General features: G+C 55.8%; 16 protein-coding genes and 2 riboswitches. All 16 genes read right to left on the minus strand.

Going from position 1 to position 24,338, the window contains the following annotated elements; translation table 11 throughout:
* Positions 1-2: 2 nt before the first annotated feature.
* The 16 genes from K365_RS0120375 to K365_RS0120460 all read right to left on the minus strand — a co-directional run bounded on the left by K365_RS0120375 (position 3) and on the right by K365_RS0120460 (position 24,329).
* Positions 3-752: a DUF2162 family putative transporter gene (locus tag K365_RS0120375; protein ID WP_024336076.1), complete on the minus strand. Its 750-nt coding sequence runs from the start codon at positions 750-752 to the stop codon at positions 3-5.
* Positions 749-4,654: a cobaltochelatase subunit CobN gene (locus K365_RS0120380; protein ID WP_245569223.1), complete on the minus strand. Its 3,906-nt coding sequence runs from the start codon at positions 4,652-4,654 to the stop codon at positions 749-751. The genes K365_RS0120375 and K365_RS0120380 overlap by 4 nt, the downstream gene beginning before the upstream one ends.
* On the minus strand, positions 4,651-6,585 hold the full coding sequence (locus K365_RS26835; RefSeq protein ID WP_156887760.1) for an adenosylcobinamide amidohydrolase: 1,935 nt from the start codon (positions 6,583-6,585) through the stop codon (positions 4,651-4,653). Before K365_RS26835 ends, K365_RS0120380 begins: the two co-directional genes overlap by 4 nt.
* Positions 6,586-6,805: 220 nt before the next feature.
* Entirely contained in the window at positions 6,806-8,785 is a 1,980-nt protein-coding gene (locus K365_RS0120390) for a TonB-dependent receptor plug domain-containing protein (protein WP_024336079.1), read from the minus strand.
* Between the two features lie 136 nt (positions 8,786-8,921).
* Positions 8,922-9,105, minus strand: a riboswitch (cobalamin riboswitch).
* A 571-nt stretch (positions 9,106-9,676) separates the two neighbouring features.
* Positions 9,677-10,567 (minus strand): sirohydrochlorin cobaltochelatase, encoded by an 891-nt coding sequence (locus K365_RS0120400; protein WP_024336081.1) that lies wholly within the window; start codon positions 10,565-10,567, stop codon positions 9,677-9,679.
* Between the two features lie 51 nt (positions 10,568-10,618).
* Complete coding sequence (locus K365_RS0120405) at positions 10,619-11,470, minus strand: sirohydrochlorin cobaltochelatase (protein WP_024336082.1); 852 nt, start codon at positions 11,468-11,470, stop codon at positions 10,619-10,621.
* Positions 11,471-11,621: 151 nt separating this feature from the next.
* On the minus strand, positions 11,622-15,536 hold the full coding sequence (locus K365_RS0120410) for a cobaltochelatase subunit CobN (protein WP_024336083.1): 3,915 nt from the start codon (positions 15,534-15,536) through the stop codon (positions 11,622-11,624).
* 102 nt (positions 15,537-15,638) lie between these two features.
* A complete protein-coding gene (locus tag K365_RS0120415) occupies positions 15,639-15,974 on the minus strand; it encodes a DUF2149 domain-containing protein (protein WP_024336084.1) in 336 nt (111 codons plus the stop codon).
* A gap of 67 nt (positions 15,975-16,041) precedes the next feature.
* Complete coding sequence (locus tag K365_RS0120420) at positions 16,042-16,647, minus strand: MotA/TolQ/ExbB proton channel family protein (RefSeq protein WP_024336085.1); 606 nt, start codon at positions 16,645-16,647, stop codon at positions 16,042-16,044.
* Positions 16,638-17,372: a DUF2162 family putative transporter gene (locus K365_RS0120425; RefSeq protein ID WP_024336086.1), complete on the minus strand. Its 735-nt coding sequence runs from the start codon at positions 17,370-17,372 to the stop codon at positions 16,638-16,640. The genes K365_RS0120420 and K365_RS0120425 overlap by 10 nt, the downstream gene beginning before the upstream one ends.
* Positions 17,373-17,449: 77 nt before the next feature.
* Entirely contained in the window at positions 17,450-19,474 is a 2,025-nt protein-coding gene (locus K365_RS0120430) for a TonB-dependent receptor plug domain-containing protein (RefSeq protein ID WP_024336087.1), read from the minus strand.
* Between the two features lie 181 nt (positions 19,475-19,655).
* A riboswitch (cobalamin riboswitch) is annotated at positions 19,656-19,848 on the minus strand.
* A 92-nt stretch (positions 19,849-19,940) separates the two neighbouring features.
* Entirely contained in the window at positions 19,941-21,089 is a 1,149-nt protein-coding gene (locus K365_RS0120440) for a tetratricopeptide repeat protein (RefSeq protein WP_024336089.1), read from the minus strand.
* Between the two features lie 2 nt (positions 21,090-21,091).
* The gene (locus tag K365_RS26840) at positions 21,092-21,793 is read right to left on the minus strand and encodes an energy transducer TonB (RefSeq protein WP_169432972.1); all 702 of its coding nucleotides are present in this window, start codon (positions 21,791-21,793) and stop codon (positions 21,092-21,094) included.
* Between the two features lie 4 nt (positions 21,794-21,797).
* Positions 21,798-22,217, minus strand: coding sequence for an ExbD/TolR family protein (locus K365_RS0120450; protein WP_024333515.1), 420 nt, complete (start codon positions 22,215-22,217; stop codon positions 21,798-21,800).
* A 12-nt stretch (positions 22,218-22,229) separates the two neighbouring features.
* Positions 22,230-22,853, minus strand: coding sequence for a MotA/TolQ/ExbB proton channel family protein (locus K365_RS0120455; RefSeq protein ID WP_084489937.1), 624 nt, complete (start codon positions 22,851-22,853; stop codon positions 22,230-22,232).
* Between the two features lie 3 nt (positions 22,854-22,856).
* Positions 22,857-24,329 (minus strand): MotA/TolQ/ExbB proton channel family protein, encoded by a 1,473-nt coding sequence (locus K365_RS0120460; RefSeq protein WP_029725640.1) that lies wholly within the window; start codon positions 24,327-24,329, stop codon positions 22,857-22,859.
* Positions 24,330-24,338 lie beyond the last annotated feature (9 nt).

The following is a 24,338-nucleotide window of genomic DNA, read 5'->3' on the forward strand; positions in this document are numbered from 1 at the left end:
AACTACACTCCTTTGTTGACATACTTTCGAATAAACCCAATGCCAAACAGGCTTAGGGCGGTACAGCCAAAAATCACCATGGGAAAAGGATCGATATCCCTGAACGGGTTATTGGAAACCGCCATGGCAAAGGCCGGTTTAAGCTTGGGATAAATCGGGGCAATGAGAACGGTTAACAAAAAATACAAGGCAATCAGCACCATGGCGGCCCCCAGAAACAGATTGTCAATCTCTTTATGCCTGAAACCGAAAACCAACATGAGCCAGGTGACAGCCACAATGGCAAAAAACAGGGTGAACAGGGTCAGGGTGGTAATGACAGGCGCCAGGGCGGACAGGGAAAGTGCCAGGGTCAAATTGAGCAGAATCACGGTGGCGCAGACCGGGCACGGCATCACCAGAAAAAGCCCTGCCGAAATCCGGGTGGCCTGTTTCATTTTCGGTCGTTCGGCCAGCAGTTTCACGCCCCATATCATCAGCCCCGATGCCACCGCCAGATGAACCAGCATGCCGTATTGCATCAGTCCGGTCAACTGGTCCAGGTAATGGATCAGGTTCAAGCGGGTGACCACCAGATGAATACATAAAAACAATACCATATACGTCATCAGGGTGCCGGCGGCAAACCCCCAGCCTGCCGGCCGTTTTGTCCCGGCAGTGAACAGGTTCATTCCGAGACCCAGACCTGTTTTGATGCCGAATGACACAAACGCCATGATCACACCGGACATCCATAAGACTTCAAATGTCATACCCGTCTGCCTTTCCAGCCGAAAGCCACAAGCGCCAGTACCAGGGCCACAATGGCCATAACCATCCAGGATGCGCCCGACGAGGTCATTTGGGTGTCTTCCGCCGTTTCCTCTACCATCTCATATCCCTGTATCTTTTCGGGCTTATCCTCGGCTTCGAGTTTTTCTTCCTGCTGATTTTTTTCAGACGTCTTTTTGAGGGCTTCTCTCATTTTGGCGTGGTCTGCCTCGTGCTGCTCCTGGGTTCTGCCCACGGCCCTGGCAATGGTCATTTTGAACTGCTCCAGCTGCCGGGGGGTTAATAGACCGTACAGGGATACGATATTGGCCACATATTTTTGAAGCATGGGATTATTGCAGGTATGTTCACAGCAGGCCACCCCTTTTTCCATGACATTCAGGGCATAAGTCTTTGCCAGGTCTTTTTTGATCTCTTCGGGAGCCTGCCAGTATTTCTTGCGGTCCGCCTCCAGCATCCGGGCCGCCATGGACTGGCGGGCCCAGGGGTTGTGCACGTCAAAAAACGCCTTGAGATCCAGGTCATATTTGTCCTGGATATAGACCTCGTAAATCTGTTCCCACTGGGTTCCGTTGACAGCAAAAGGCGTGACCACCTGCCATCCCCACAGATGCTCCGTGAACCGGTTCATCTCCCGGGCACCGGCGTAATTTTCCTGTTTCATGCCCCGTATCCATTCGGGATTCAGATAGCGGGCACGCAGTTCACGGCCCACCGCTTTTTCGATATCCTCCACATAGGCATGATCCGGATCGGCCTGGTTGGACAGGACCGCATCCGGGTAAACCCCTGACACATGTTTGACCGCCAGGGCCAGGCCCCCCAGCTCCGAAAAGACCCCGTCCGTATCCAGGCTCTTGAACACATTGCTGGAACGGGTGTGCATGGTCATTTTGACATCGGCCAGATTCTCTTTATATGCCGATTTCAAGGGTTTGCCCCAGACATCCTTACCATAGGCAAAGGACACGTAATTGATGAACACATCCGCGATTTCCTCGTCCGTCTCCCAGGTTCCGGATGCCGGAATCAGGTCTTCAATGGTATTGCCGTAAGCCCCGGGCGCATTGGAAAAAACCCGGAGCTGCTTGAACCGGTCCGCCTGGGTTTCACCGTACCCCTTTTCCAACAGCCGGGTTTTAATCTGTTCATTGTGCAGGGCAATGAAATTGTCCACATCCTCGAGTTGCCCGGCTGTTTGAACGGCTTCGTCCAGCAGCAGAATGAGATTGGGGAAATTGTCCCTGAAAAGCCCTGATACCTGCATATGGACATCGATTCTGGGCCGGCCCAGAACTTTGCCCGGAATGGGTTCGATGCCGGTGACTTTGCCATTCTTGTCCCAGACCGGTGTCATTCCCAGAAGAGATAACGCTGTGGCCACCTGGGTGCCTTCATTTCGCTGCAGTTCAATGCTCCAGAATACCAGGGCGATCTTTTCAGGAAATTTACCATCATGTTCCGCCCGGTATTTTTCGATCATCTGTTCGGCCTGGTCTCGTCCCAGGGCCCAGGCATCTTTGGAAGGCACCCGGGCCGGATCAAATCCGAAAAAGTTATTGCCCGTGGGAATGGCATCCGGATTTCTCAAGGGATCATTGGCCGACTTCGCCGGCACAAATCCGGCGGACAAACCGCTGATCAGATGATCCATTTCCCGGCTGCACCGGCTTAAATCCTGTTTGACTTTTTCTATATCCAGGGTGTTATTCCGCTCAACAATCAGGCGTGCAAAATCATCCAGGGCCTGACCCTCAGGAGAGACCCCATAAGTGTGAAGACCATAGGGCAGGCTTTCTTCACCGATTTCCAGCACATAGTGCTCCACGGTCTCCAATGCATCTTCATCAAATCGGGACAGTCCCAGATCCCTGAGCAGTCCCAGATCCCTGACCAGTATTTCAATGCGGTCCAGTTTTCTGGCCGCCAGCTCCGGGCTTCTGTCCCGGGCAGTTTCATATTCAGAAATCAGGCCGGACAGCTCCACGTACTGCCCATACACCCCGGCCTTTTTCATGGCCGGCACCAGGTAGTCGATAATGACCCCTCTTCCCCGGCGCTTGGCCTGGGTCCCTTCCCCGATATTGTCCATGACATACGGGTAAAGATTGGGCAGATCGCCAATCAGCACTTCCGGGGAGCAGGACTGGCTCAATCCGGCCTGTTTGCCGGGAAGCCATTCATGGGAGCCGTGGGTTCCCAGAGAAATCAGGGCATCGGCCCTGAATCCGTTTTTCAGCCACAGATAAAAGGCGGTGTACTGGTGATGAGGCCAAAGCGTGGTGGAATGGTACAATTTGGTGGGATCATCATGCCATCCCCGGGATGGCTGGGGTGCCAGGACCACATTGCCCAGGCGGATGCAGGGCAGAATAAAGGCATTGTCTTTGACCATGATACTGGATGTTTCCAATGGCCCCCAGTCGGCCTCCACCTGCCGCCGGTATTCAGGATCAAGGGCCTCATACCACTGCCGGTACCGGTCAAAGGGCAGACGGACCACCCGGCCCTGTTGCATCATGGCATCCAGCTCGCCCGGTGCCCAGGACCCGATATTCCTGCCCGTGGACAGGATCAGGTCCTGAATCTGTTTTTCAGAGGGCAGCCGGCCGTCCATATGGTATCCTTCCTGTCTGAGCCGCGCAAAAACCTTTTCAAGACTTTTAAACACATTCAGGTAGGTGGCGCCGATGTTCTGTTTCCCGGGCGTATGGTTCCAGAACATGATCACAATTTTTTTATCCTTGTTGGGCGTGGACTTGAGATTGAGCCAGGCCTTGACCCGGCTGACAAAAAAGTCGAGATTTTCCTCAATACCTGCATAGGTGTAGGTCGGTTTTCCAATCACCTCATTGTCATGCCGGATTTTTCCTCCCACAACCGTTGGTTCGATCAACCCGAAATACTCAGGATTGCTCATGGCATAGGTCACTTCCATGGGCCCTAAGCCCTGGACATCGGAGCGCCACTCATCCACGGTGAGAAAATGCACCCGGAAAGGATTCAGAAAGGGCACGTCGAGCTTTGCCATCAGCCGCCTTGTTTCATCCACGTTGGCCGGGGAGAACTTGAATGCCAGAGACGTCACCAGGTCCACCCTGGATTTTTGCTCTTTGTCATCCCAGAAATATTGGGCCACAGCCCTGGCGGCCGGATAGGAATACACCGGCAGCACGTTCATCCCCTGGCTTTCCAGTTTCTCCACAAGCCGGGTGACCACATCCCCGCTTTCCCCGGGATACACATAGGAGATCATTTCAGGGATGCCGATCCAGAAACCGTTTTTATGATGCCGACCCGACCCCTGGTACCAGGTCAGATACTCGGTGTAGGTATCAAAAATCCGGTCGCTGTGGGGGTGGAAGATCCCGGTTCGGGGAACGCGCTGGGGCGGTTCAACTGCCAGATCCAGCCCGAAATCCCGGTGTCCCAGAAAACGGATCAGGCTTGCCAGATTCTTTTGGGTCATGGGCCTTGCATACTGTTTGACCTTAGGATCGGCGATGATTGTTCCCGGTTCCGTGTCCACGGTGGAAAGGCCGTACACTTTGGTGGTCTTGAGATCCACATGGGTTCGGACATAGTCGGTCAGGCTTTTGTACATGTCATTGACAATGATGACACGGGATCGGGCAATGACATCGGGATCAATGGCATTGCCCGCCAGATCCTCTTCATTGAAATAATGAAGTGCCAGATCGGAAGCGTTGGGGTCTGATTGCAGCTGCGTAAACGCTTGACTGACCTTATAGGAATTGGCCACCCCTTCCAGCAGGGTCAGGGTGTGGGAGGCGGCGTTCACCCGGGAGAAAGGTGCAAAAAACAGTGCAATCCCGACCACAAGTGTCCAGAAATAAAGGGCCATCCGATAGTTTTGTGTCATTGTTTCTTGTATCCACATGTTTGATGTTCGCAGGTTTCAATCCCCTTGATCAGAGTGCCGATCACCCGGGCCAGGGGTTCGGGGATGGTGTTGTCATGGCAGGGGGCAGGCGCCTTAAAGTATTCGCACAGTCGCTGTCCTGCCTTCAGGCATGTCTCATTCCAGAAGGCCGCCCCATGACCCAGGCCGTATCGTCGGGCATCACTGAGGGTCAGGGCCGCTTTTATCAGATCCCCGTATAAAGGATCACGAAAATGGGTTTCAAGGGCACGGATCAGCGCACTTCGATCCATATCATAGGAAAATTTGTCTGCCAGGGCTTCCAGGCTCACCCCCCGTTCTGCCAGCCGCTGGAAAATATCCCGGTCTTGCCGGATGCCATTCTGGCCGGCGATGGCCTTTGTCACGGCCTCGTGAACGGCTTTGCCCATCAGTTCGGCAAGCTTGCCGTGGCCGCCGGTAAATATCACATAAGGACCTGTGCCCTGGATTACCAGAACATTGTCCGTGCCGGTACCTGTGGCCCCATGGGGCCATGGGGTGTAGCTGCTTCGAATATCAAGATCACTCAAAGCCGCCGTTTTGGCCTCGGTAATGGTGATCAGTGCCCTGGTCATGGCGCCTTCGGACAACTGCCGGTTGGCACCCGCAATTATATTGATGGTGCCGTGGGAAAAATAATACCCCGCATCTTTGGACATGCGCATGGCATTACCCCGGACCCCGGCCGTGGCAAGGACCGTAACGGTCAGGTCTTCATAGGTTTTTTCCACCACACTCAAATGGTCCATGTCCGCCCCGGTCATAAGGGTGGCAAATCGGCCCCTGGCAAACCCCAAATTCTTCTCAAGAGTGTCCATCACCTGTTGCACCCCTTTTCTCATATGCCCGAAACTGGCGGCCATGGGGACATGGGTATTGCCGCATCCGTCCAGGTTCCTTCGCATGCCTTCCAGGGTGGACAGGACATTGAGGGGAGAATGAAATGTCAATACCAGGGATTTATAGTCGGCATCCGCCAGACGGTGACCAATGACAGCGGCCTTTTTTACATAGGGCAGATGGACTGGTACAGACGTTTGGCTGACCTGTTGATCCGATGTCACCGCTTTTCCGGGATCGGCAAACACTTCAGGATAGAGCACGGCTGACAACCACTGAACAAAATCACCGATGCCGGTGGAGGCCCGGCAGGTCAACGTACAGGGAAACATGGGGAGCATGCCGTTTTTCACCGCATCCACCCCGGCATACCCGGGCTTGTTCAGCCAGGTCCTAACCTTGCCGGCATTGTCATCACAGCCAAAGACCACCTGTGGATTGAACTTCTGCCACTGGGCCGGGGTTACCGGGACGGCAAACCCGTTCTTTTCCCAGCGGAGCACCACTCCCCCGGCCGCGTCAATCATTTCGTTCTGGAAGGAATCATCTCCCGGGCAGAACAGCGTGGTATCAGAAGCCATGACCCGGACCACCCGTTTCCGTTCCAGATTTTTTTCCCGGTCAAGCCGCCGCCCCACAAGGATCAGCTGCTCTTTAATTTTTAAAACTGTCTGCCGGGCCACTGTTTCGCAATCAAACAAGCGGCCCATGTCCTGCATCTGGTCAAAGGCCTGGCCCAGTGAATCGGCAGCCATGACCATGACAGGACATGGAACACCCCCTGAAGCAGTGATTTTTGGCGCCTGGCCGACAGAGGCAATCACCAGATCCGGGTTTAATGCGGCAACGGCCGGTACATCCGGGTCAAAGGCACTGCCCACACCGGCCGCTTTCAGATCAGGGTGAAGCACGAGGTCCTGACGGGTCAGCCCGGCCAGATGATCGGCCTGTCCGAATGCCGCAAGCATCTGCGTAATATAGGAAGCCAGACAGACCACTCTGGCCGGCCGGGTTTTAAACACATGAGAGGTTCCGGCGGCATCTTTCACGGTTATTGGAAGATTATCCGCCCTGCATATCAGGGGAGTCTCCAAAAGGCCTGATGCGCCCAGTACCGCCCATATACCCAAATATATAATGATTTTTTTCACGCGTTTGGCACCGTTTATCCCTGATAACCCCTCAAAAAAAGGCCCGGGCGGGCCCCTGATATCCGTTCAGGGGCCCGCCGCAGGATTGATTCCTGTAACAGCTGCAGGGATTGGAGGGTTAGTAAGTGTAATTCAGCCCGAGGTAAAAGGTTCTGCCGGGGGACGGATATCCCTGAACCAGGGCATAGTCACGGTCAAACAGGTTGTTGATCTCACCTTTCAGACGGATCTTCCCGAACTTGTTCATATCAAACAGCTCTTTGCCCACTGAAAAATCGGCCACAGTATCCGGGCCGAGAGTCGTCGCGCCGGTGCCTTCGTAATCCGTGATCTCATGCCTGCCGTAATGGGTAAAATTCAGGCGCGCATTCAACCCGTATTCAACGTGGTTGACCCGCATACCGTATGCGGCGCTCCATTCCGGCGTATACTGAAATTTTTCATTGGTTTCGTCATCTTCATATTCAAGAAAGGTGGTAAATGACCCATAGGGCACAATTTCCCAGTCCCATCCGAACATGGCGCCGATGTCAAGCTGCAGGCTGCCTTCTACGCCGTCCAACGTGCCTCCTTGAACGTTCGTGTACTGGGTGACGCCGCCGCCGATACTCTTATAGGCAATCCTGTCTTCAAAATCGGTATGAAAATAGGTCAGGCTTCCGGTCAGGCTTCCCCTGGTATAATCAATTCCCGCTTCATAGGTTTCACTGCTTTCCGGTTTGAGATTCTCATTGCCCGACCAGATCCCCATGCCCCAGGCACTGTAATCAGTGAGCATGAACAGCTGGTCTGCTGTAGGCATCTTAAAGGCCTGGGCATAATTGGCCCGCACACTGAGTTCCCCTGTGATTTTATAGACAGCCCCGCAGGAAAAGGACCAGTTATCATCTTCCTTGACTTTACCGGTGTCGCTGGTGACTTCATATTCGTCATAGCGGCCGCCGCCGGTCAGCACCAGTTTGTCCTCAAGCAATTTGGTCTTGACCATGAAAAACCCGGCCGGGTTTTCATAGGTATTTTCCTTGCCGGCGACGGTATTTGAGTTGCTGACTTCATAATCGACCCAGTCCCATCCTGCCGTAATCTGGGCGACTGCCCATTTAGCCGTAATCTGGGCCTGGGCTCCCTGGCTGTCGGTATCCCGCCAGTAAGTCCTGCTGGGGGTCATTGCGCCGTCATGGGTTTCATACTCATCTTTGCCCTTGAAGTAGCGTATGTTCCAGAACAGGAAATCATCCCGGGTCTGCCCGTCGTAGTACACATCATAAGACTTGATGCCGTGATTCACATAATCGTCCGGATCATTGGCACTCAGATAATCGGGGCTGCCGATATGATCCCCGCTGTAATCCGAATAGCTTATCCCGACCCTGTTTTGGGGCAGGAATGTAAATCCGCCGTTAAACGAAAACCGCTCTTTGCTGTCAAAGCCGGTATTCCGGTATTCTGAACCACTCCCCGTATCGTAATCGCCCTGGGATGATTTGGATCCGGTCACGTCAAAATCAAATTGACTGACAGCACCTGACATGGAAACGGTTCCTTTTTTATAATCCCAGCTGCCCAGGGTGCCTTCCAGGGAGGCGGTAAACGGTCCTTTCCCTTTTCTGGTAATAACATTGATGACGCCGCCAAGGGCCGAAGCCCCGTACTGCACGGATGCCGGCCCCCGAATGATCTCAACCCGCTCAACATTGTCCATGGATATTTTGGCCAGGTTCCCGGTACCGGCACGGCGGCCGTTAACCAGAATCAGAACACTGCTGGACAGGTCATTTCCATGGGTGTCTGTGCTGAATCCCCGGATCGCCACAGATATGGTCGAGTTGGGATATTCCCGAACCATGAAACCCTCTTTGAGCATCAAATCACTCAAATCCTGTATGGAAGACGCTTCAAGGTCTTCCCGTGTGTAGATCGTTACATTGGTGGTGATATCGGATTTTTTTTCCTTAATCCGGCCGGCGGTCACCACGGTGGGTTCAAGCACCAGGGTGCTGTTTTGACCGGCACCCTGGTGATCGGCCATCAAGGGGAGGGGATACATCACCAGCCCTGTCAACAACACCACTGCCATCCATCTGATTTTTTTCAACATGATTCAACTCCGTTTGTTTGTTGGTTTTACCGGGGTTGACCATAAAAAAAACCCCGGACCATCTTCATGGTCTGGGGTTCCCTGATTTTTCCTCAGACAGATTCCGCCGCTTTCTTGTCCACGAAAAGCAGCATGGTTAACGCCATTGTCCCAGGCAGGTCTTCTGACTTTCCGGATCATCCTTGCGCCGCACCTTCCCAGCTTTTTCAGCCAGTGGCATATTGCAGCGCTTGTCCCCGGTTACAGCGGCGGGCCCGTCCCTGATTCTCACAGGTGTTCCCTATTAAGCCTTTTTCGGCACCTGAAACGGTTTACTGTCCTTTATCCCAGTCTGCCGGGTCCAATGTCAAGTAAAAAATCGACATACCGCAAAAAACCAGTCGGCAGCATATTGGATCAGATGCCCACAGGGGTAAATGATCACTCTGGTTGAACGTTTTTATCGCTGTCAATCCCGGATTTCAAAATCCGGTGTATCGACATACCCTTTCGGATGGTAGTCGGTCCGGTATAATTTTTTATCTGGTCCGATGATATAATCGGGCAACTCCCCTTCTCCCGATTCATGGTATCGTGTTCGGTAAAATTTGCCATCCGGATAAAACAGATAATCCGGGTATTCAGACCACCCCCTTGGATGAAATGCCGTACGAAAGACTTGTCCGTTTCGTAAAATATACTCTGGGACCCTTTCTTGACCTGAAGACATATTTGACACACTGAAAAACTTTGGAAACTGCTCTTTCATTTGAAATTCTCCTTTTATTTTTTCAGGTTGAATACCCGTCCGGATAAAAATCCCCGGACAAACCAGCAAACCCCTTTTTCAGGTATCAGGCCAACATTGTCCCGAAACAGACAGTATATTGTTCCGATGATTTATCATCCGGTTCAGTCAAAATGATGCAGCACATCTTCCAGATGTGACAGCCAGATCTCCACGAATCCGTCATATTCCGCTGTACCTTTCAGGAACGTATGGCACTGGATGCCGGCATTGGAAAGGATAGACTTCCAGGAATCATCTTCACCGCCTGCCATGTCATTTTTGGCATGATCCCCGGCCACGGACATGAAAGGCAACAACCACGCGATCTTGATTTTCTTTTCCGCCAGCCAGGAATGAATCTCATCAATTTCCGGATATCCTTCCACCACGCCGATGAACACAAGCGGATCCCTTTGCTGGGCCTGGAACATCAGGGCCGGATAAAACGCGTTGCCGGGATGATGGGTCCCGTGTCCCATGAACACCACGGCTTCCTGTTGTTTTCTTTCGGCAGGAATGATGTCAAACAGGGCCTCCACGGCTTTTTCCATATCCGCCTGGGTGGCCAGAAGCGGATACCCCTGGATCACCTGGTCAAATACTCCCATGGACCTGAACGCACCCACTACGCGGCCCAGATCATGGTACTCCGATCCGGCAATGGTGTGCAGGCTCTGCACGGCCACGTGGGTGAACTGGTCATCCGCCATCCGGGCCAGGGCCATGGCCGGAGAATCCAGATGTTTTCCCTGTTTCGCCAGTTTGTGCCGGATGATCCGGGAGGTGTATGCCCAGTATACCGGGGTGTCCGGCCAGGCGGCCTTGACTTTGCGGCCGATATTCTCAAAGGACACCTGGGCGCTGGCTTCACTGGAGCCGAACGCCACCAGCAGAATGCCGGTCTTTTGTTCCTTGTGGGTGTCATGTTGGTGGGCAAAAATGCTGCTGCCAGTGGTCAGTACCAAACCCAGGGCAAGAATGCCCACAATCAATGGATGCCATACATGTTTCATTTTTTTGCTCCTCGAATAAACATTGATAAAAATTGAATTGAAAGCCGGCATTCAGAAATAACCGGCCAGTCCCAGGGCCCGCTCCAGGCGATCTGCCAGAAAACCCGTGACTTCCGGATAATAGGCCAGGCCTTTGAACAAGGGTTTTTCCTTTACTTCCACCATGGGACAGTCTACGGTGAAGCCCATCTTTTCCAGGCAGGTGCGCCAGCTGTCCTTTTCCCCCATCAGATCATCTCTGGCATGCATGCCCGCAAAATACATCATGGGGATGATCCGGGCCTGTTTGATCCGGTCGATGATCCCTTTCTTTTTCATCCGAGAGAACAGGGCATCCGAATCCGGGATGCCTTCAATGGCTGCAGCCCTCACATGGGGATACCGGTCCGCCACCAGCTTTTCCACGCCCATATACACGATGTTCACAGGATCCGCCGCCAGGGGTGTACCGTGCAGGGCCAGCAGGTTCACACCCTGGTCCGGCAGCAGAAAATCCTGTTCCATCACCCCCAGGGTATGCCGAATAAAATCCCACCGGTGGCACAGGGTCTCTCCCAGGAACACCCGCAGGCCGGGAAAATAGGCACAGGTTTCCTGGATCTGCCGGTATTCGGTGCCCGGAAAAATGTGCAGGGGTTGCACCACCGCCTTTCTGAAGCCGGCTGCCTCCACTTCTGCCAGGGTCTGGTGCAGGCTGGGCAGGCCGGTTTTCCGGCGGATGATTTCCGAGGTATAGGCCCAGAAGATCTCATATGCTGAAAAATGCCGTTCCAGGTGAGCCTGAAAATGATCCAGGGCTACCCGGGCCCGGGTGGTGGAGCCGAAGGCGGCAATGATGACGGCGGGTTTCTCCCTGAGCGGCGGCAAGTGCATCTTGCGGCCGATGTATCCATTGGGGTGCATAGGTGTTTCCTTATTTCCGGTTTAAATGTCTTTTGAGGCGTTTAGTGCCATACTTCTAAATTCCTGTCAAAAAAAACAAGAAACTGAAGAGGGGTACCTGGATTGCGGGTTTTCCGCCTTAGTCTTAAATCACGCTTTTATTGGGTTTAGTTTATGTTTCTTTGACGGCACGTCTCATTCCCCAGACGGCCAGGGCGATCATGACCACCACCACCAGCCCGGCCAGCCATTCCACCCCGGATGAGGTCAACCGGGTGGTGTCATCCATGGTCTGGATCTTTTCCATCTTGTATCCTTCCACCATCTGCCGGCCGTCTCCAGGCTGCCCGGCCCCGGGGTCTGCCTGTTCCGTCCGGTCCGTGTCAGGTGGCTGCCGGGAAGGGGCCGCCGCCGCATATTCCGCTGCTTTTTTTTTTGCTGCCTGCCGGTCCAGGGGCTGCTGAACCGCCTGTTCCACCGCCAGGGTGAACTGTTCCACCATTTTTGGGTTCAGCACCCCGGGCAGGGAGATAAGAGACACCACCATCTGGTTCAGCAACGGATTATTACAGGTGTGATCACAGCAGGCGACCCCCTTTTCCACCACATTGACGGCATATTCAGCCGCCAGCTGCTGTTGAACAGCCTCATCCGCCGGCCAGTATTCCTTGCGCACCGCCTCCAGCATCCGGGCTGTAATGGACTGATAGGCCCAGGGATTGGCCTGGTTGAAAAACGCCTTGAGCCCCAGGCCGTATTTGTCCTGCACATAGACCTCATGGATCTGCTGCCACTGGGCAGGGCTGACCTTTTCCGAGGTAGTGACCTGCCATCCCCAGAAATACTGCACAAACTGATCCATGGCCCGGGCACCGGCATAATCCTCTTTTTTCATGTCCTGGATCCATTTGGGGTTCAGGTACCGGGACCGCATCTCCCGGCCCAGGGTTCTGGCCACATCCTCCACCGAAACCATGCCGGCCTGCTTCTGGGATGTGATCAAAATGTCCGGGTCCCTTCCCGATGCATGGCGGACCGCCATGGACAGACCCCCCAGGTAGGCGAACATGTCATCATTGTCCATCAGGCCGTACACATTGGAGGAACTGGAATGCAGGGCCACATCCACGGTGCCCAGCTGCATGTTGAACACTTTTTTAGCTTCCTTTCCCCAGAGCCCGCCGCCAAAGGCGAACCCCATCCGGTTTTCATAGACATCAACAACGTCTTGGGAATCCTGCCACAGCCCCGAAGCCCCGGTCATCTCGCTGATGCCGTTACCGTAACTGCCGGGTGCCTCGGAGAAAATGCGCAGCCGACTCATTTTTTCAGCGATTTTTTCATCCATGCCGCCATCTGTCAGTGCCGCCTGCATCCGGCGGCTGTTGCGGGCAATGAGATTCTCGATGTCGGTCTGGCGCATTGCCAGCTGCACCGCCTCATCCAGAAACTGCATCTTGTCCGGAAACAGGTCCCGGTAGAGACCGGAGGCATTGATCAACACATTGATCCGAGGCCGGCCGAGTTCATTGCCGGGCACCACTTCAAGCCCGGTGATCCTGCCGGAGGGATGCCGCCGGGGCCGGATCCCCATCAGCCAGAGGATGGTGGATTCATTGACCCCCTCATTGCGCAGCAGTTCAACAGCCCACAGCACCACGGCCACGGTTTCAGGATACCGGCCATGGGTTTCCAAGTGGCCGGCAATGATCTTTTCGGCGGCTTTTTTCCCCAGCTCCCAGGCGGCCGGAGTGGGCAGCCGGGCCGGATTGATCCCGAAAAGATTGCGGCCGGTGGGCACGGCCCCTGGATTTCTTAAGGGATCGTTCCCCTCACCCGGAGGCACATACCGGCCGTCCAGGCCGGCCAGCAGATGGGTGATCTCCATGTCTGCCGAAGCCCGTATCCGTTCTGCGGCCCGGGCCTGGTTTTCATCCGGATTCCACTGCACCATGGCCTCCGCCATCTCCCTGATCTCATCTTCCGGTCTGGTCCGGCCAAAAGTATGCATGCCCCGGGGGATCATCTGTTCCTTGATCTCGTCCAGGTAATGGATGACGGCATGTGCCAGGTCGTCATCTGCCATGACCGCCTCCGGCAGCTTTCGGGACAGATCTGTCAGGATCCCGGTGGTTTTTGCCAGTTCCCGCAGCTCCTTTTGTTTTCCCGCCACTGTTAGGCCCCCCCTTGCCTCTGCCAGATCGATCTGTACTGCCAGTTCCGACATCCGGCTGTATTCGGCAAAAAGTCCGGACTGCTGCAGCATGGGGGTGAGATGGGAGATCATCACCCCCCGACCCCGGCGTTTAGCCTGGATCGCCTCCCCCACATCATCCACAATATAGGGATACAGGTTGGGAATATCCGTGATGAGCACTTCCGGCGGGCAGGCCGGGGAAAGACCCGCCTGCTTGCCCGGGGTCCATTCATAGGTGGCGTGGGTCCCCAGATGAATCATGGCATCGGCCCGGAACTGTTTTTTCAGCCACAGATAGGCGGCAATATACTGGTGGTGGGGATACAGGGTAGTATCATGGTACAGCTTCATGGGATCATCGCCCCATCCCCTTGCAGGTTCCGGCATCAGCACCAGGTTGCCCCGGCGCACCATGGGAATGACGATGCGCCCTTTATGCAGCATCATGTCAAACGATCCGGGATCTCCCCACTGGGCTGTCACCTGTTCCCGGAATGCCCGGGGAAGGGCCTCAAACCATTGGATATACAGGTCCAGATCCAGCAGGACCGCTTCTTTTTTCTCCACCAGGGCATCCAGCTCCCCCGGTGCCCAGGTGCCCACGTTGCGTGCCCCGTTCAGGATCATGGCCTTGATCTTGTCTTCTTCCGGCACCGGCCCGGTCTGATACCCGGCATCAGCCAAGGTCTGGATGATCTTTTCCAGAGAGGCGAACACATTCAGATAACTGGCACCGATATTCTGCTTGCCCTGGTGGTGGTTGTAAAACAGGATGGCTACTTTCTTTTCCCCCCGGGGTTTGTGCCGCAGGTTGACCCAGGCCCGGAGCCGGGGAATGAGACGGTCCAGGTTTTCTTTGACCGATGCCACCACATATACCGCCTGCCCGGTTTTTGGCACCTGGATTTTTTCTTTGGCCATCAGCACCGTGGGTTCGATCAGACCCGATATTTCAGGTCCTGTCATGGACCAGGCCACCTGTTCCACCCCGATGCCCACGGGGCTGTCCCGCCATTCATCCACGGTTTCCCGGTACAGGCTGATCCCAGAAATCAGGGGCACATCCAGGTTGACAAGGGCCTGGGCCAGATTCGGGGTCAGGGCCGAAGAAAACTTCAAAGAAAACGCCAGCACCAGATCCACCCGAAACCGGCCCCGGCTGTCCAGCAGAAACCGTTCCACCACGTTTGCTTCATTGCCGAAACAGGGCATCACGTTGAAACCTTCGTTTTCCAGCCGTTCGATAATCTGATCCAGTGCCTCCTGCTGTCCGGGTGTCAGAAACGATTGGTAAAACAGCAGGCCGATACCGGGTTTTTCCGAATCAAATCCTGGCCGGCCCGCCTGCCAGGAAAGAAAGGCCGCAGCATCCGTGAAAATATCCGGGGCTTTGGGATGGTGGATGCCTGTCACGGGCCGGGGCTTTACCTCATCATAGGAGACGGCACTGTCCAGATGGCGGTGTATCACCCGCCGCAGCAGCCCGGCCAGGTTCTCCCGGCTCAGATGGTTATAATAGAGCGCAAGGGCCTGGTCAAACACCATTCCCTTTTCTCTGAGGATCTCGTCATCCCGGGAGCCGCGCAGCGCATACACCTGTTTGTTTTTTACATCAACGGCATCCATCAAAAAGGCGGTCAGGTCTTTGTCCATCACATCCACCAGAATCACCGATGCCTGCCGAAGTGTCTGTAACACGGCCTTTTTTCGGGTATCCAGGTCTGAGGCGGACACGACCTGAACCTGCCTGCCCATGTCCCCGGGCAGGTCCTGTTTTGCCAGGACGGCCAGATATGAGTTGTTATCGATCACCATCAGGACGATCTGGCCGCCGGCGGCAGGGACCGCACCCATAAGCAGTATCAGAAAACCCCATGCAAACTGTTTCATAATCTGTTCCTCTGTTTTTCAAGGCTCCGGACAAATGGACAACACACTGGTTTAATAGAAAAAAACGATCTGTGGACCGGTTTTTTCATTGTTTGTTGGCCCTTATTCCGGCACATAGACCATGGAACCGTCTTCAAGCCGGTAGGCGGTTCCCAGGCGCATGCCCCTGCCTGCGGCCTGCTCCCGGGTCATTTTCACAGCGTCAATTTTGGTGCCTTTTTTGGTGATGATCTCCATTTCACCATCTGAAGCCTGCCGGGTGATAGTCAGTTCCGAATCCTTTTTCAGCAGATCTTCCATGTGAAACGCCCCGAACAGGGCCAGCATCAACCCCACAATAAACACCAGTCCCAGATCGAACAGGTTGGCCACCCCGTTCAGGGGATCATTTTCAGACAACCCTTTTTCCCGGGATTGGATCGCAGACAGATACTTCATCTGCCACCCCCTTTGGTTTCCATCCGTGCCGTCTGCCGTTCACAGAACCTTATGAACGCCGGAATTTTCATCGGTTTTCCCCTTTGTTTTCGATCCGGGGCATCTGCAGTTCACAGATCAGGGCCATGTTTTTGATATCCTCTTCCACCCACCGCCGCTGGATGGTAAAAAAAAGATAACTGATCAATCCCAGGGCCATGCCCACCACAGTGGTGGTAAAGGCCACCACCAGATCTCCTGACAACCGGGTCAGGTCTCCCTGGCTGAGGGCTGCCAGACCCGTTCCCATGGGAATCAGGGTGCCGATCAGCCCCAGGCCGGGACCGATGCGGATGAGCAGCTTTAAATGATCCAAAGATTTCCACATGCAATGTTCTGTTTCCCGCAGCAGATTGAGGGCGGCAATATCCGGGTGGCTGCCGGTTTTCAACCGGGACAGCTGCCGGCAGAATCGTCTGACCGGCAGGGAAAACAGAGACAGATCGTTCCCGGCAGCCGCCTCCATAGCATCCACAGGCCGGGGAAGCCGTTTTCTGGCAAACCACAGCCCGGCAAAACTCCCGGCATACACCACCATCCACACGGCCAGGCAGGACAAAATAAACATTACCGGCAGCAGCAAAGATGAGGCAGCCAGATAGATAAACGATTTCAACAGGGCGATTATATCCACTTTGATCTCCTTGACCGTCTCAGCGCATGCAAAAATCCACCGGCAAACAGCACCATTGCCCCGGCCCGGAAGGCCAGGGTCTCCTTGCCGGCCGGTTCATGAACCCCGGTTTTTCCCAGGCGGTAGATCCGCTCGATATCTGAAAACCAGGGCACCACTGCCATGGTGATCAGAAAATACAAGGCAGCCAGCACCATGACCGATCCCAGAAAATGCCCGGACGGCTGCCGGATGAATCTGTGGCCGATCCAACCGGCAGCCAGAACCGTTCCGATAAACCCGGCTGCGGCCCAGACTGGCACCCAGGGCTGTTCCGGCACCAGGGCATAAACCAGGGATAATGAAAAAAAGATGACCGTAAAACAGACTGGGCAGGGCAGTGTAAGCAGGAGCCATCCCCGGTCGGGACCGGTTGATTCAGGCGGTCGTTTCAGCAACGCCGCGCCCCAGACCAGCAGCAGCACTGCCAGCACCAGGTGAAGGGTCATGCCGTGCTGTAACGCCGGCATGACCCGGTTCAGCCACAGGGTAGGATCCAGGCACTGGATGGCGGCCCAGGCCAGTACAAACACCAGGCCGTATCCGGCTGCAACTGCCGTGGATACCAGGATTTTATGCCGGTACAGAGGCCGGGTATCCAGAAAATAGGCCAGACCGGCCCCGGCCTTGACAGCAAAAATCCCCACTGAAAAGGCCAGTCCCAGGAACAATGATTTCAATTCCATGTTTCTCTTCCACCTTACTTACCAGAACAATCATTCATTTTGATGCCGGATGTCACCCAGGCATGTACGCCGGTCACTTAAAACTCCCAGACCAAACCGGCAAAAAAGGACCTGCCCGGCATGGGATATCCCTTGACATAGGCATAGTCTTCGTCAAACAGGTTGTGCACCTCGCCTCTGATGGAGAACCGGCCGGCCTGCTCTGTTTCATAGAACCGCCATGCACCGGTCAGGCTGGCCACCCAGAACGACTCTTTTTTCACAACAGGCCCCGGATAAATGCCGGACTGCCAGTCCTGGATATCCTGGCTGCCGTTATGCACCGCATTGAACCGGACAAAGGTGCCTCTGCCTGAATCCACCAGAACGCCGGCCACATAATGCCTTTTACTGACATACAGCAGGTCCTGTCCCGTGGTTTTGTCATCGATCTCCGTCAGGGCAGTGAATCCCACATAGGGCCTGACTTCCCAGGACCAGCCAAGGGGAACCCCCAGGTCATAACTGACATCCGCCTGGAACCCGGATATTTCAGCATCTCCCTCATTTTTCCAGGTGGAGGTACCGTCTGGCAGATAATCGGATACAATTTTGTCTTCAAAATCGGTATGAAACCAGGTCACAGAGGCCTGAAGCCCGTTTTTAAACCAGTCCAGACCCGCCTCCCAGGTGGCACTTTTTTCCGGATCCAGATCCGGGTTGCCCTTTATCGGCCCCATAAATGAGGTATGATCCGCCCCCATCTGGTCTGCCGTGGGCATCATGAATCCCTGGGCATACTGGGCCCGCAGTTTGAGATCCGGCAATGCCATCCAGGCGATGCCGATGCTGGGGGTGAACCGGGTGGTATCTTCTGACCGGCCGGCCGGTTCCTTTACCGCCACATCGTACCAGTCATGCCGCAGCCCCAGGTTGGTGACCAGCCGGTCGTTGAAAAAACCGGTCCGGGCCAGCAGGAAAAGGGCGGTGTTTTCATAGGTACTCCGGTTGGGCGTATCATCGCTTTGAATGTCGTAATCCACCCAGTCAAGCCCGGTGGTCAGGCGGGTATTCCCCCGGAATCCGGTGACCTGGGCCTGGGCCCCCTGAAGGTCGGTCTCCCGTTTGGAAGGAATCCCGTCATCCCAGCCGCCGGGGTTGGATGCCACAGGGTCGTTCCAGGTATTTTCGTCTGTACCGGTAAAATATCGTATCATCCATTCAAACGTACCCTCTTCAGACCCGCCGGTATACCCCAGATCAACGGAATGGCTTTTCTTGTCACTGTAATTGTCCAGGTCATTGGCCGTGATATAGCCGGAATCACCGGATGCATCCGCCTCAAACCCGGTGAATATCAGGCCGACGCGGTGCCGGTCCCCGAATGAATAGCCCAGGTTGGCACTGATCCCGGTTTCCGAGTCTATACCGGTATTGTCATAGGTATGCCCGCTGCCTGTTTTATAGTCCCCCCGGGTTTCCCGGGAAACCGCCCCGGCAAAATCAAACCCGTTCTGATACACGGTGCCGCCGAGGGTTCCCTGAACCCGGTCATACGATCCGGCACCGGCAGACACCTGTATCCCGTTGTCCGTTCCTTTCCGGGTGATGATGTTCACCACCCCGCCCATGCCGGCGGACCCGTACTGCACCGCACCCGGCCCCCGGATAATTTCAATGCGCTCCAGATTTTGGGTCAGGATCTTGGCCACGTTGCCGGTACCGGATCTGCGTCCGTCCAGCAGCACCAGAACCTTGCCCTGCAGGTCGTTGCCATGGGAATCGGTGCGGAATCCCCGGATCCCGATGGCTGTCAACGTACCCGGATATTTCTGGATATGGCCGATTCCTTTTTCCGCCAGCAGGTCCGCCACATTGGCGGCTCCGGACTGCTGGATCTCGGTGTTGTTGATGATGGTGACATCAGCACTGATCTCTTTTCTGGTTTCTTCCACCCGGCCGGCGGTGACAACCATTTCGTCCAACATCCGGACCGGTTCCCCGGCCGTCACCGGCACGACACCCGCCAGCACTGCCACCAGACACATCAGCACAGCCGCAAGACCGGAAAAACACAATTGATTGAAAAGCATACGGCAGGAAAACATTTCACAGGGTTTCATCTTGCATATCCTCCTTGGAAAAAAGTTTCGTCCGGAGAAAAACAAAAAAATCCCCGGACCATTAAAATGATCCGGGGATGCCCTGATTTATCCTCAGATTGAAAAATCCTTTGTCCACGGGGATTTTCCCGCGCTGAAAACAAAAATCCTGATCCAGCGCCGGCCGGGAACCCTGACAGGGGTCCAGCCGATTTTCCAGGCAGGTCTTCTGACTTTCGGATCTTCCTGTGGTGCTGCGCCTTCCCAGCCGGAGTCATTCCGGTCAGTGGCATTCATGCAGCCCAAGTCCCCGATTACAGCGGCGGGCCCGTCCCGGATTTACACCGGGTTCCCTTTTCATCCACGCCAGTGGAACCTGAAAAACATTACATCTTACATCAAGGCAATATATAGAAAAAGAGGCAGCGGTTTGTCAACACCAAATTCTAAGGATGGTATTTTCCCCTGACCGCCATGCCCTGCCGCTTTAATCCGGCACTTTGCGGGTTGCCAGCACATGGTCTCGGATACTCACAAGTTCGGGATCATCTTTTTTTGCCAGGCCTTTTTTTGCCCAGGTCAGGGCCTGATCCGGATTTCCGGCGGACAACCAGGCCCGGGAGATGATCCTGATCCTTTCCAGAATCTGTTTTTCCGACAGGGTGTCCCCGTGCTGCTCCAGCCAGGCTTCGTACTGCCGGGCCGCTGACAGCGGGATATTACAGGACAGATACAGGTCTGCCACAAGCCGCATCTCTTCCGGGGTCAAGGGGGTCAGGTAAGAATAGCTCAGCATCGCAGCCAGGGCCTTTTCAAACCGGTTATCCGTCAGGTGCACATGGGCCAGGGCCTTCCACCAGCCCGGGTCTTCCGGATGGGTCCGGGTGAGATACCGGGCATATGCCAGGGCCTTTTTTTTCATCTCCAAAGACAGGTACTGATACAGCAGCATCTCCTGCCACTGCCGCCGGGTGTCCCCTTGGGTCTCGGCGGCCAGCTCCTCCAGCCACGGCAGGGCTTTTCGAAATTTTTCCAGGGCAAACAGAATATTGACCAGGGTCTGTTTCCATTCCAGGGTGATCTCTTCGGAATGGGCAGCCATCAGGCGTTCAAACACGGTCAGGGCAGAATCCGGCCGGCCGGCCTGGAAATGGCAGGCAGATGCATAAAACAGGTGGACGGGCTGATTTTCTTCGCTGGTATCATACCCTTTTTCAAAGGCCCCGGCCGCTTCAGCCATCTGCCCCTGTTCATACCGGCACCGGGCCAGGTTGAGCCAGGCCTCGGTCAGACCCGGTTTTTTCTCCACCGTCCGCTGAAACGCCTCTGCCGCCGGGCCGGTCTGCCCCAACTCGGTGTGACAGAAGCCGGTCAGAAAATCGATATAATAATGGACATTTCCAGCCTGCTTTTCCGAATACCGGGTCAACACGGCCAGGGCCTGGTCCGGTTTTTCTTCCGCCATCAGGGACTGGGCCTTGTTTACCGCCATGCCCGCAGCCAGGGGCATGTTCTCTTTGGCTGCAAGGATTCGGGGCGGTCCTGTGACAACCAGCACCAGGATCATCACCAGCATCAGCCACAACTGCCGGCAGGGCTGCTTTTTTCCGTTAGTCTGCAGGATGTGTCGGGTCATGCCTACTCCAGCTGAAATTTGATGGTGGTCTGTGCCAGGGCTGCCACCGGGATCCCCTGCACCCGGCCGGGCTGGAACTGCCACCGGGACACACAGTCGATGACACTCTGGTCGAAAACCTTTTCAGGATCCGCCGCCAGAATTTTGATATCTGCCACCCTTCCATCGGCTGTGACCAGAAACTGAACCTGCACCTTTCCTTCGATGCCCCGCCGGGTCGCATGCAGCGGATACACCGGTGCCACCTTGGCCAAAGGGATCAGGCCGGCATCCAGTTCATGGGCCAGGTACCGGTCCTTGAGCTGGGGCGCATCCACTGAAAAGGTTTCCAGAGGCGGCATCTCCAGGGAATGGGCCATGGGGGGCAACTTCGGGTTCAGGGCAAAGGGCAGGGACGGTTTCGGGACCGGCGGCATAGGCATCTTTTTCTGCGCCGGTTTGGTGGCCGCAGTTTTCTGCGGTTTCGGCGGCTCCGGTTCCGGGGATTTCTGTTTTTCGGGCGGGGGTTCGGGCCGCTTGACCCGCACCACCTGAATTGCCTGAACCGGTTCGTGCTTTTCCAGATTCTCGGGCACGGCCCGGATCATCTCGGGCATCACGGCAAACAAAAACAGGTTCAGGGCAGCGGACAGCACCATTGCCAGGATCCAGCCGGCCCAGATCCCCGGACCGGACCGGCCCGGTATAGAATCTTTCAGGGCCACTTCCTTATTCCCCTCCCGGCAGGCCGGCCGCAATGGCCACGTTTTCAGCCCCGGCCAGTTTGCAGGCATCCATGACCTCGATCACCCGCCCGGTGGTGCTGTCCTTGTCCGCCACAATCACCACGGCGGCATCGGGATTTTCCGCCATAGCCCGTTCCACATTGGCCCGAACGGCCCGCACATCGATCTCCCGGCGGTCCAGGTGGACCGTTCCTTCTTTGGTCACACCGATGAGAATGGTGTTGGGAGCCGTGGTCACGGCCGTGGTTGCCGTGGGCCGGGAAATATCCACCCCGGTTTCCCTGACAAACGAGGTGGTCACCAGGAAAAAAATCAGCAGAATGAACACCATGTCGATGAGCGGGGCAATGTTCAGTTCCAGGGTCTGTTTCTGGGCCCGCCTGGCTGCAGATATATTGAGCATATTCACAAATCCTTATATGAACCGCCGCAGGTAGATGCCTGTGGCGGAAATCCGGTTTTTCAGGTTCCGGGACCGCCGGGTGAGCCACCCGGCCATGTAAAGCCCGGGAATGGCCACCATCAGCCCGGTCTGGGTGGTGATCAGGGCCACGGAAATCCCGCCGGCCATGGCACGGGCATTGCCCGTGCCGAACACCGTGATCACCTCAAAGGTGTGCATCATGCCCACTACCGTACCCAGCAGCCCCAGCAGCGGGGCCACGGCCGACAACACCCGGATGGCGGCCAGGTACCGATCCAGAGAAGTGCATATCCCCATCACGGTCTCATCCAGAATATACCCGTCCAGATCACTGTCCCGGGTACGCCTGGCCAGAAACTCCCGGACCAGAAGGCTGTTGGCCCCTTTGTACCGGTCTGCCGGCCGTTGGTTCAGCCGCACCAGCTCCCCGGCCCGGGTTCGGGAAATATTTTTCCCATACAGGGTGCGCATGAACCAGACCCGGTTGAAAATCAGCACCCACATCACCAGGGACACCGCCAGAATGGGCACCATGACCAATCCTCCGGACCGGATATAGGCGGCCAGGTTATCAAACAGCGGCAGCATCCCTGCAAAAAACTCATTTTCCAGCATGGGTTAAGGCCTGCAATCGTTTCTGGCTTTGAACACCATGTTCACGAACGCCACGGCTTTTTCCTCCATCTGACCGATCTGGGTTTCCACCCGCCGGGACAGCAGGGTATGGAACAGCATGATCGGGATGGCCACGGTCAGCCCCAGCATGGTAGTGACCAGGGCCTCGGAAATCCCGCCGGACATCATCTTTGGGTCTCCGGCCCCGTAATAGGTGATCACATGAAAGGTATTGATCATGCCGGTGACCGTGCCCAGCAGCCCCAGCAGCGGGGCGATGGCCGCCAGCATACCCAGGGTGGACACGAACCGCTCAATGGCTGGAATCTCCCCGAGGATCGCCTCTTGCAGGGCATTTTCCATATCCTGGCGGGAGTGATCCCGGAATGCCAGGGCCGTGAGCAGAATCCTGGGAATCCATTTGTTTTTCCGGGACCGGCACAGGGCCTCGCACCCCTCCCAGTCCCCGCCGGCCACCAGGGACCGGAGTTGGTCCATGAACGGCTCGGATTTCATCTGTTTGCGGAAGAAAAACACCAGCCGCTCCAGCAGGATGACCAGGGCCAGTCCCAGGATGCCCAGGATGGGCCACACAATGGGACCTCCTTTGGGAATCTGGTCTGCCAGATCCAGCTCCAGGGTGTATTGGCGCAGGGCCGTGCCCCGGGAGATGTCCACGGGCACATCCGGGCGCTTCCCGGCCAGATACGCCTGTATCCGGCCCACGGTGCCGGCCTCCGGCAGCCGGGACAGGGCAAAAAACCGCTGGCTGGCATCGGAATACAGCAAAAATCCAACCTCCGGCTCCCGGGCATCGGCGGATTCGAGCACATAGATCCCGGTAAAATTGCCCAGCATCAGGATGCGGGCTTCCTGTTCCAGGCCCTGGCGGTCGATGATGGTGCCGGGCACGGTCCGGACCTGTCCTGCAGCTGTGATTTCATGAAACCAGGCATCGGCCATGGCACGGATGTCCGCCATGGAGGGAAACCGGTCCTCATGGATCACCGGGGCCAGAAACCTGTGGCGGTTTTCGGACAGGGCACTCTGGGGACTTTGTATCAGCAGCGCTTCCAGGTCCTTGGCTGCACTGCGGATAAATCCGGACAATTCCCTGTTTTCCGCCCGGGACAGGGCCAGTTCTTCCAGCAGGGAATCCCTGACCGCCTGCCGGTCCTGGACCCGCTGTACCAGTTCCTGGTTATCTTTTTCCAGGACTTTGTTCCGGTTTTTAAGGTCTTGGATGGCTGCGGTCAGGGCCTCTTTATCCTGTTTGATCTGCCGGGTCCGCTCCTGTGCCTCGGCTCGGGCCCGGGCCAGTTCCTGCCGGGCTTTTTCTTCCATCCGGGCGCGATTTTCCGCCTGCACGGCAAAGGACTGGCGCATATCCTTTGCCAGGGCTCCGGCCGGACCCAGGCAGATGAGACAGACCAGCAGCACCCCCAGTGTCCGCTGTATCAAATTCATGTTGTTCATATCCGCCTC

This window comes from Desulfotignum balticum DSM 7044 (assembly GCF_000421285.1).
In the GTDB taxonomy this organism is placed as follows: Bacteria; Desulfobacterota; Desulfobacteria; order Desulfobacterales; family Desulfobacteraceae; genus Desulfotignum; species Desulfotignum balticum.

What these genes read in the sequence shown, in the direction of transcription:
- K365_RS0120375 (WP_024336076.1), bottom strand. Translation starts at nt 752, where the DNA reads ATGACATTTGAAGTCTTATGGATGTCCGGTGTGATCATGGCGTTTGTG.
- K365_RS0120440 (WP_024336089.1), bottom strand. Translation starts at nt 21,089, where the DNA reads ATGACCCGACACATCCTGCAGACTAACGGAAAAAAGCAGCCCTGCCGG.
- K365_RS0120425 (WP_024336086.1), bottom strand. Translation starts at nt 17,372, where the DNA reads ATGGAATTGAAATCATTGTTCCTGGGACTGGCCTTTTCAGTGGGGATT.
- K365_RS0120430 (WP_024336087.1), bottom strand. Translation starts at nt 19,474, where the DNA reads ATGAAACCCTGTGAAATGTTTTCCTGCCGTATGCTTTTCAATCAATTG.
- K365_RS0120400 (WP_024336081.1), bottom strand. Translation starts at nt 10,567, where the DNA reads ATGAAACATGTATGGCATCCATTGATTGTGGGCATTCTTGCCCTGGGT.
- K365_RS0120410 (WP_024336083.1), bottom strand. Translation starts at nt 15,536, where the DNA reads ATGAAACAGTTTGCATGGGGTTTTCTGATACTGCTTATGGGTGCGGTC.
- K365_RS0120390 (WP_024336079.1), bottom strand. Translation starts at nt 8,785, where the DNA reads ATGTTGAAAAAAATCAGATGGATGGCAGTGGTGTTGTTGACAGGGCTG.
- K365_RS0120455 (WP_084489937.1), bottom strand. Translation starts at nt 22,853, where the DNA reads ATGCTGGAAAATGAGTTTTTTGCAGGGATGCTGCCGCTGTTTGATAAC.
- K365_RS0120415 (WP_024336084.1), bottom strand. Translation starts at nt 15,974, where the DNA reads ATGAAGTATCTGTCTGCGATCCAATCCCGGGAAAAAGGGTTGTCTGAA.
- K365_RS0120460 (WP_029725640.1), bottom strand. Translation starts at nt 24,329, where the DNA reads ATGAACAACATGAATTTGATACAGCGGACACTGGGGGTGCTGCTGGTC.
- K365_RS0120405 (WP_024336082.1), bottom strand. Translation starts at nt 11,470, where the DNA reads ATGCACCCCAATGGATACATCGGCCGCAAGATGCACTTGCCGCCGCTC.
- K365_RS0120450 (WP_024333515.1), bottom strand. Translation starts at nt 22,217, where the DNA reads ATGCTCAATATATCTGCAGCCAGGCGGGCCCAGAAACAGACCCTGGAA.
- K365_RS0120380 (WP_245569223.1), bottom strand. Translation starts at nt 4,654, where the DNA reads ATGACACAAAACTATCGGATGGCCCTTTATTTCTGGACACTTGTGGTC.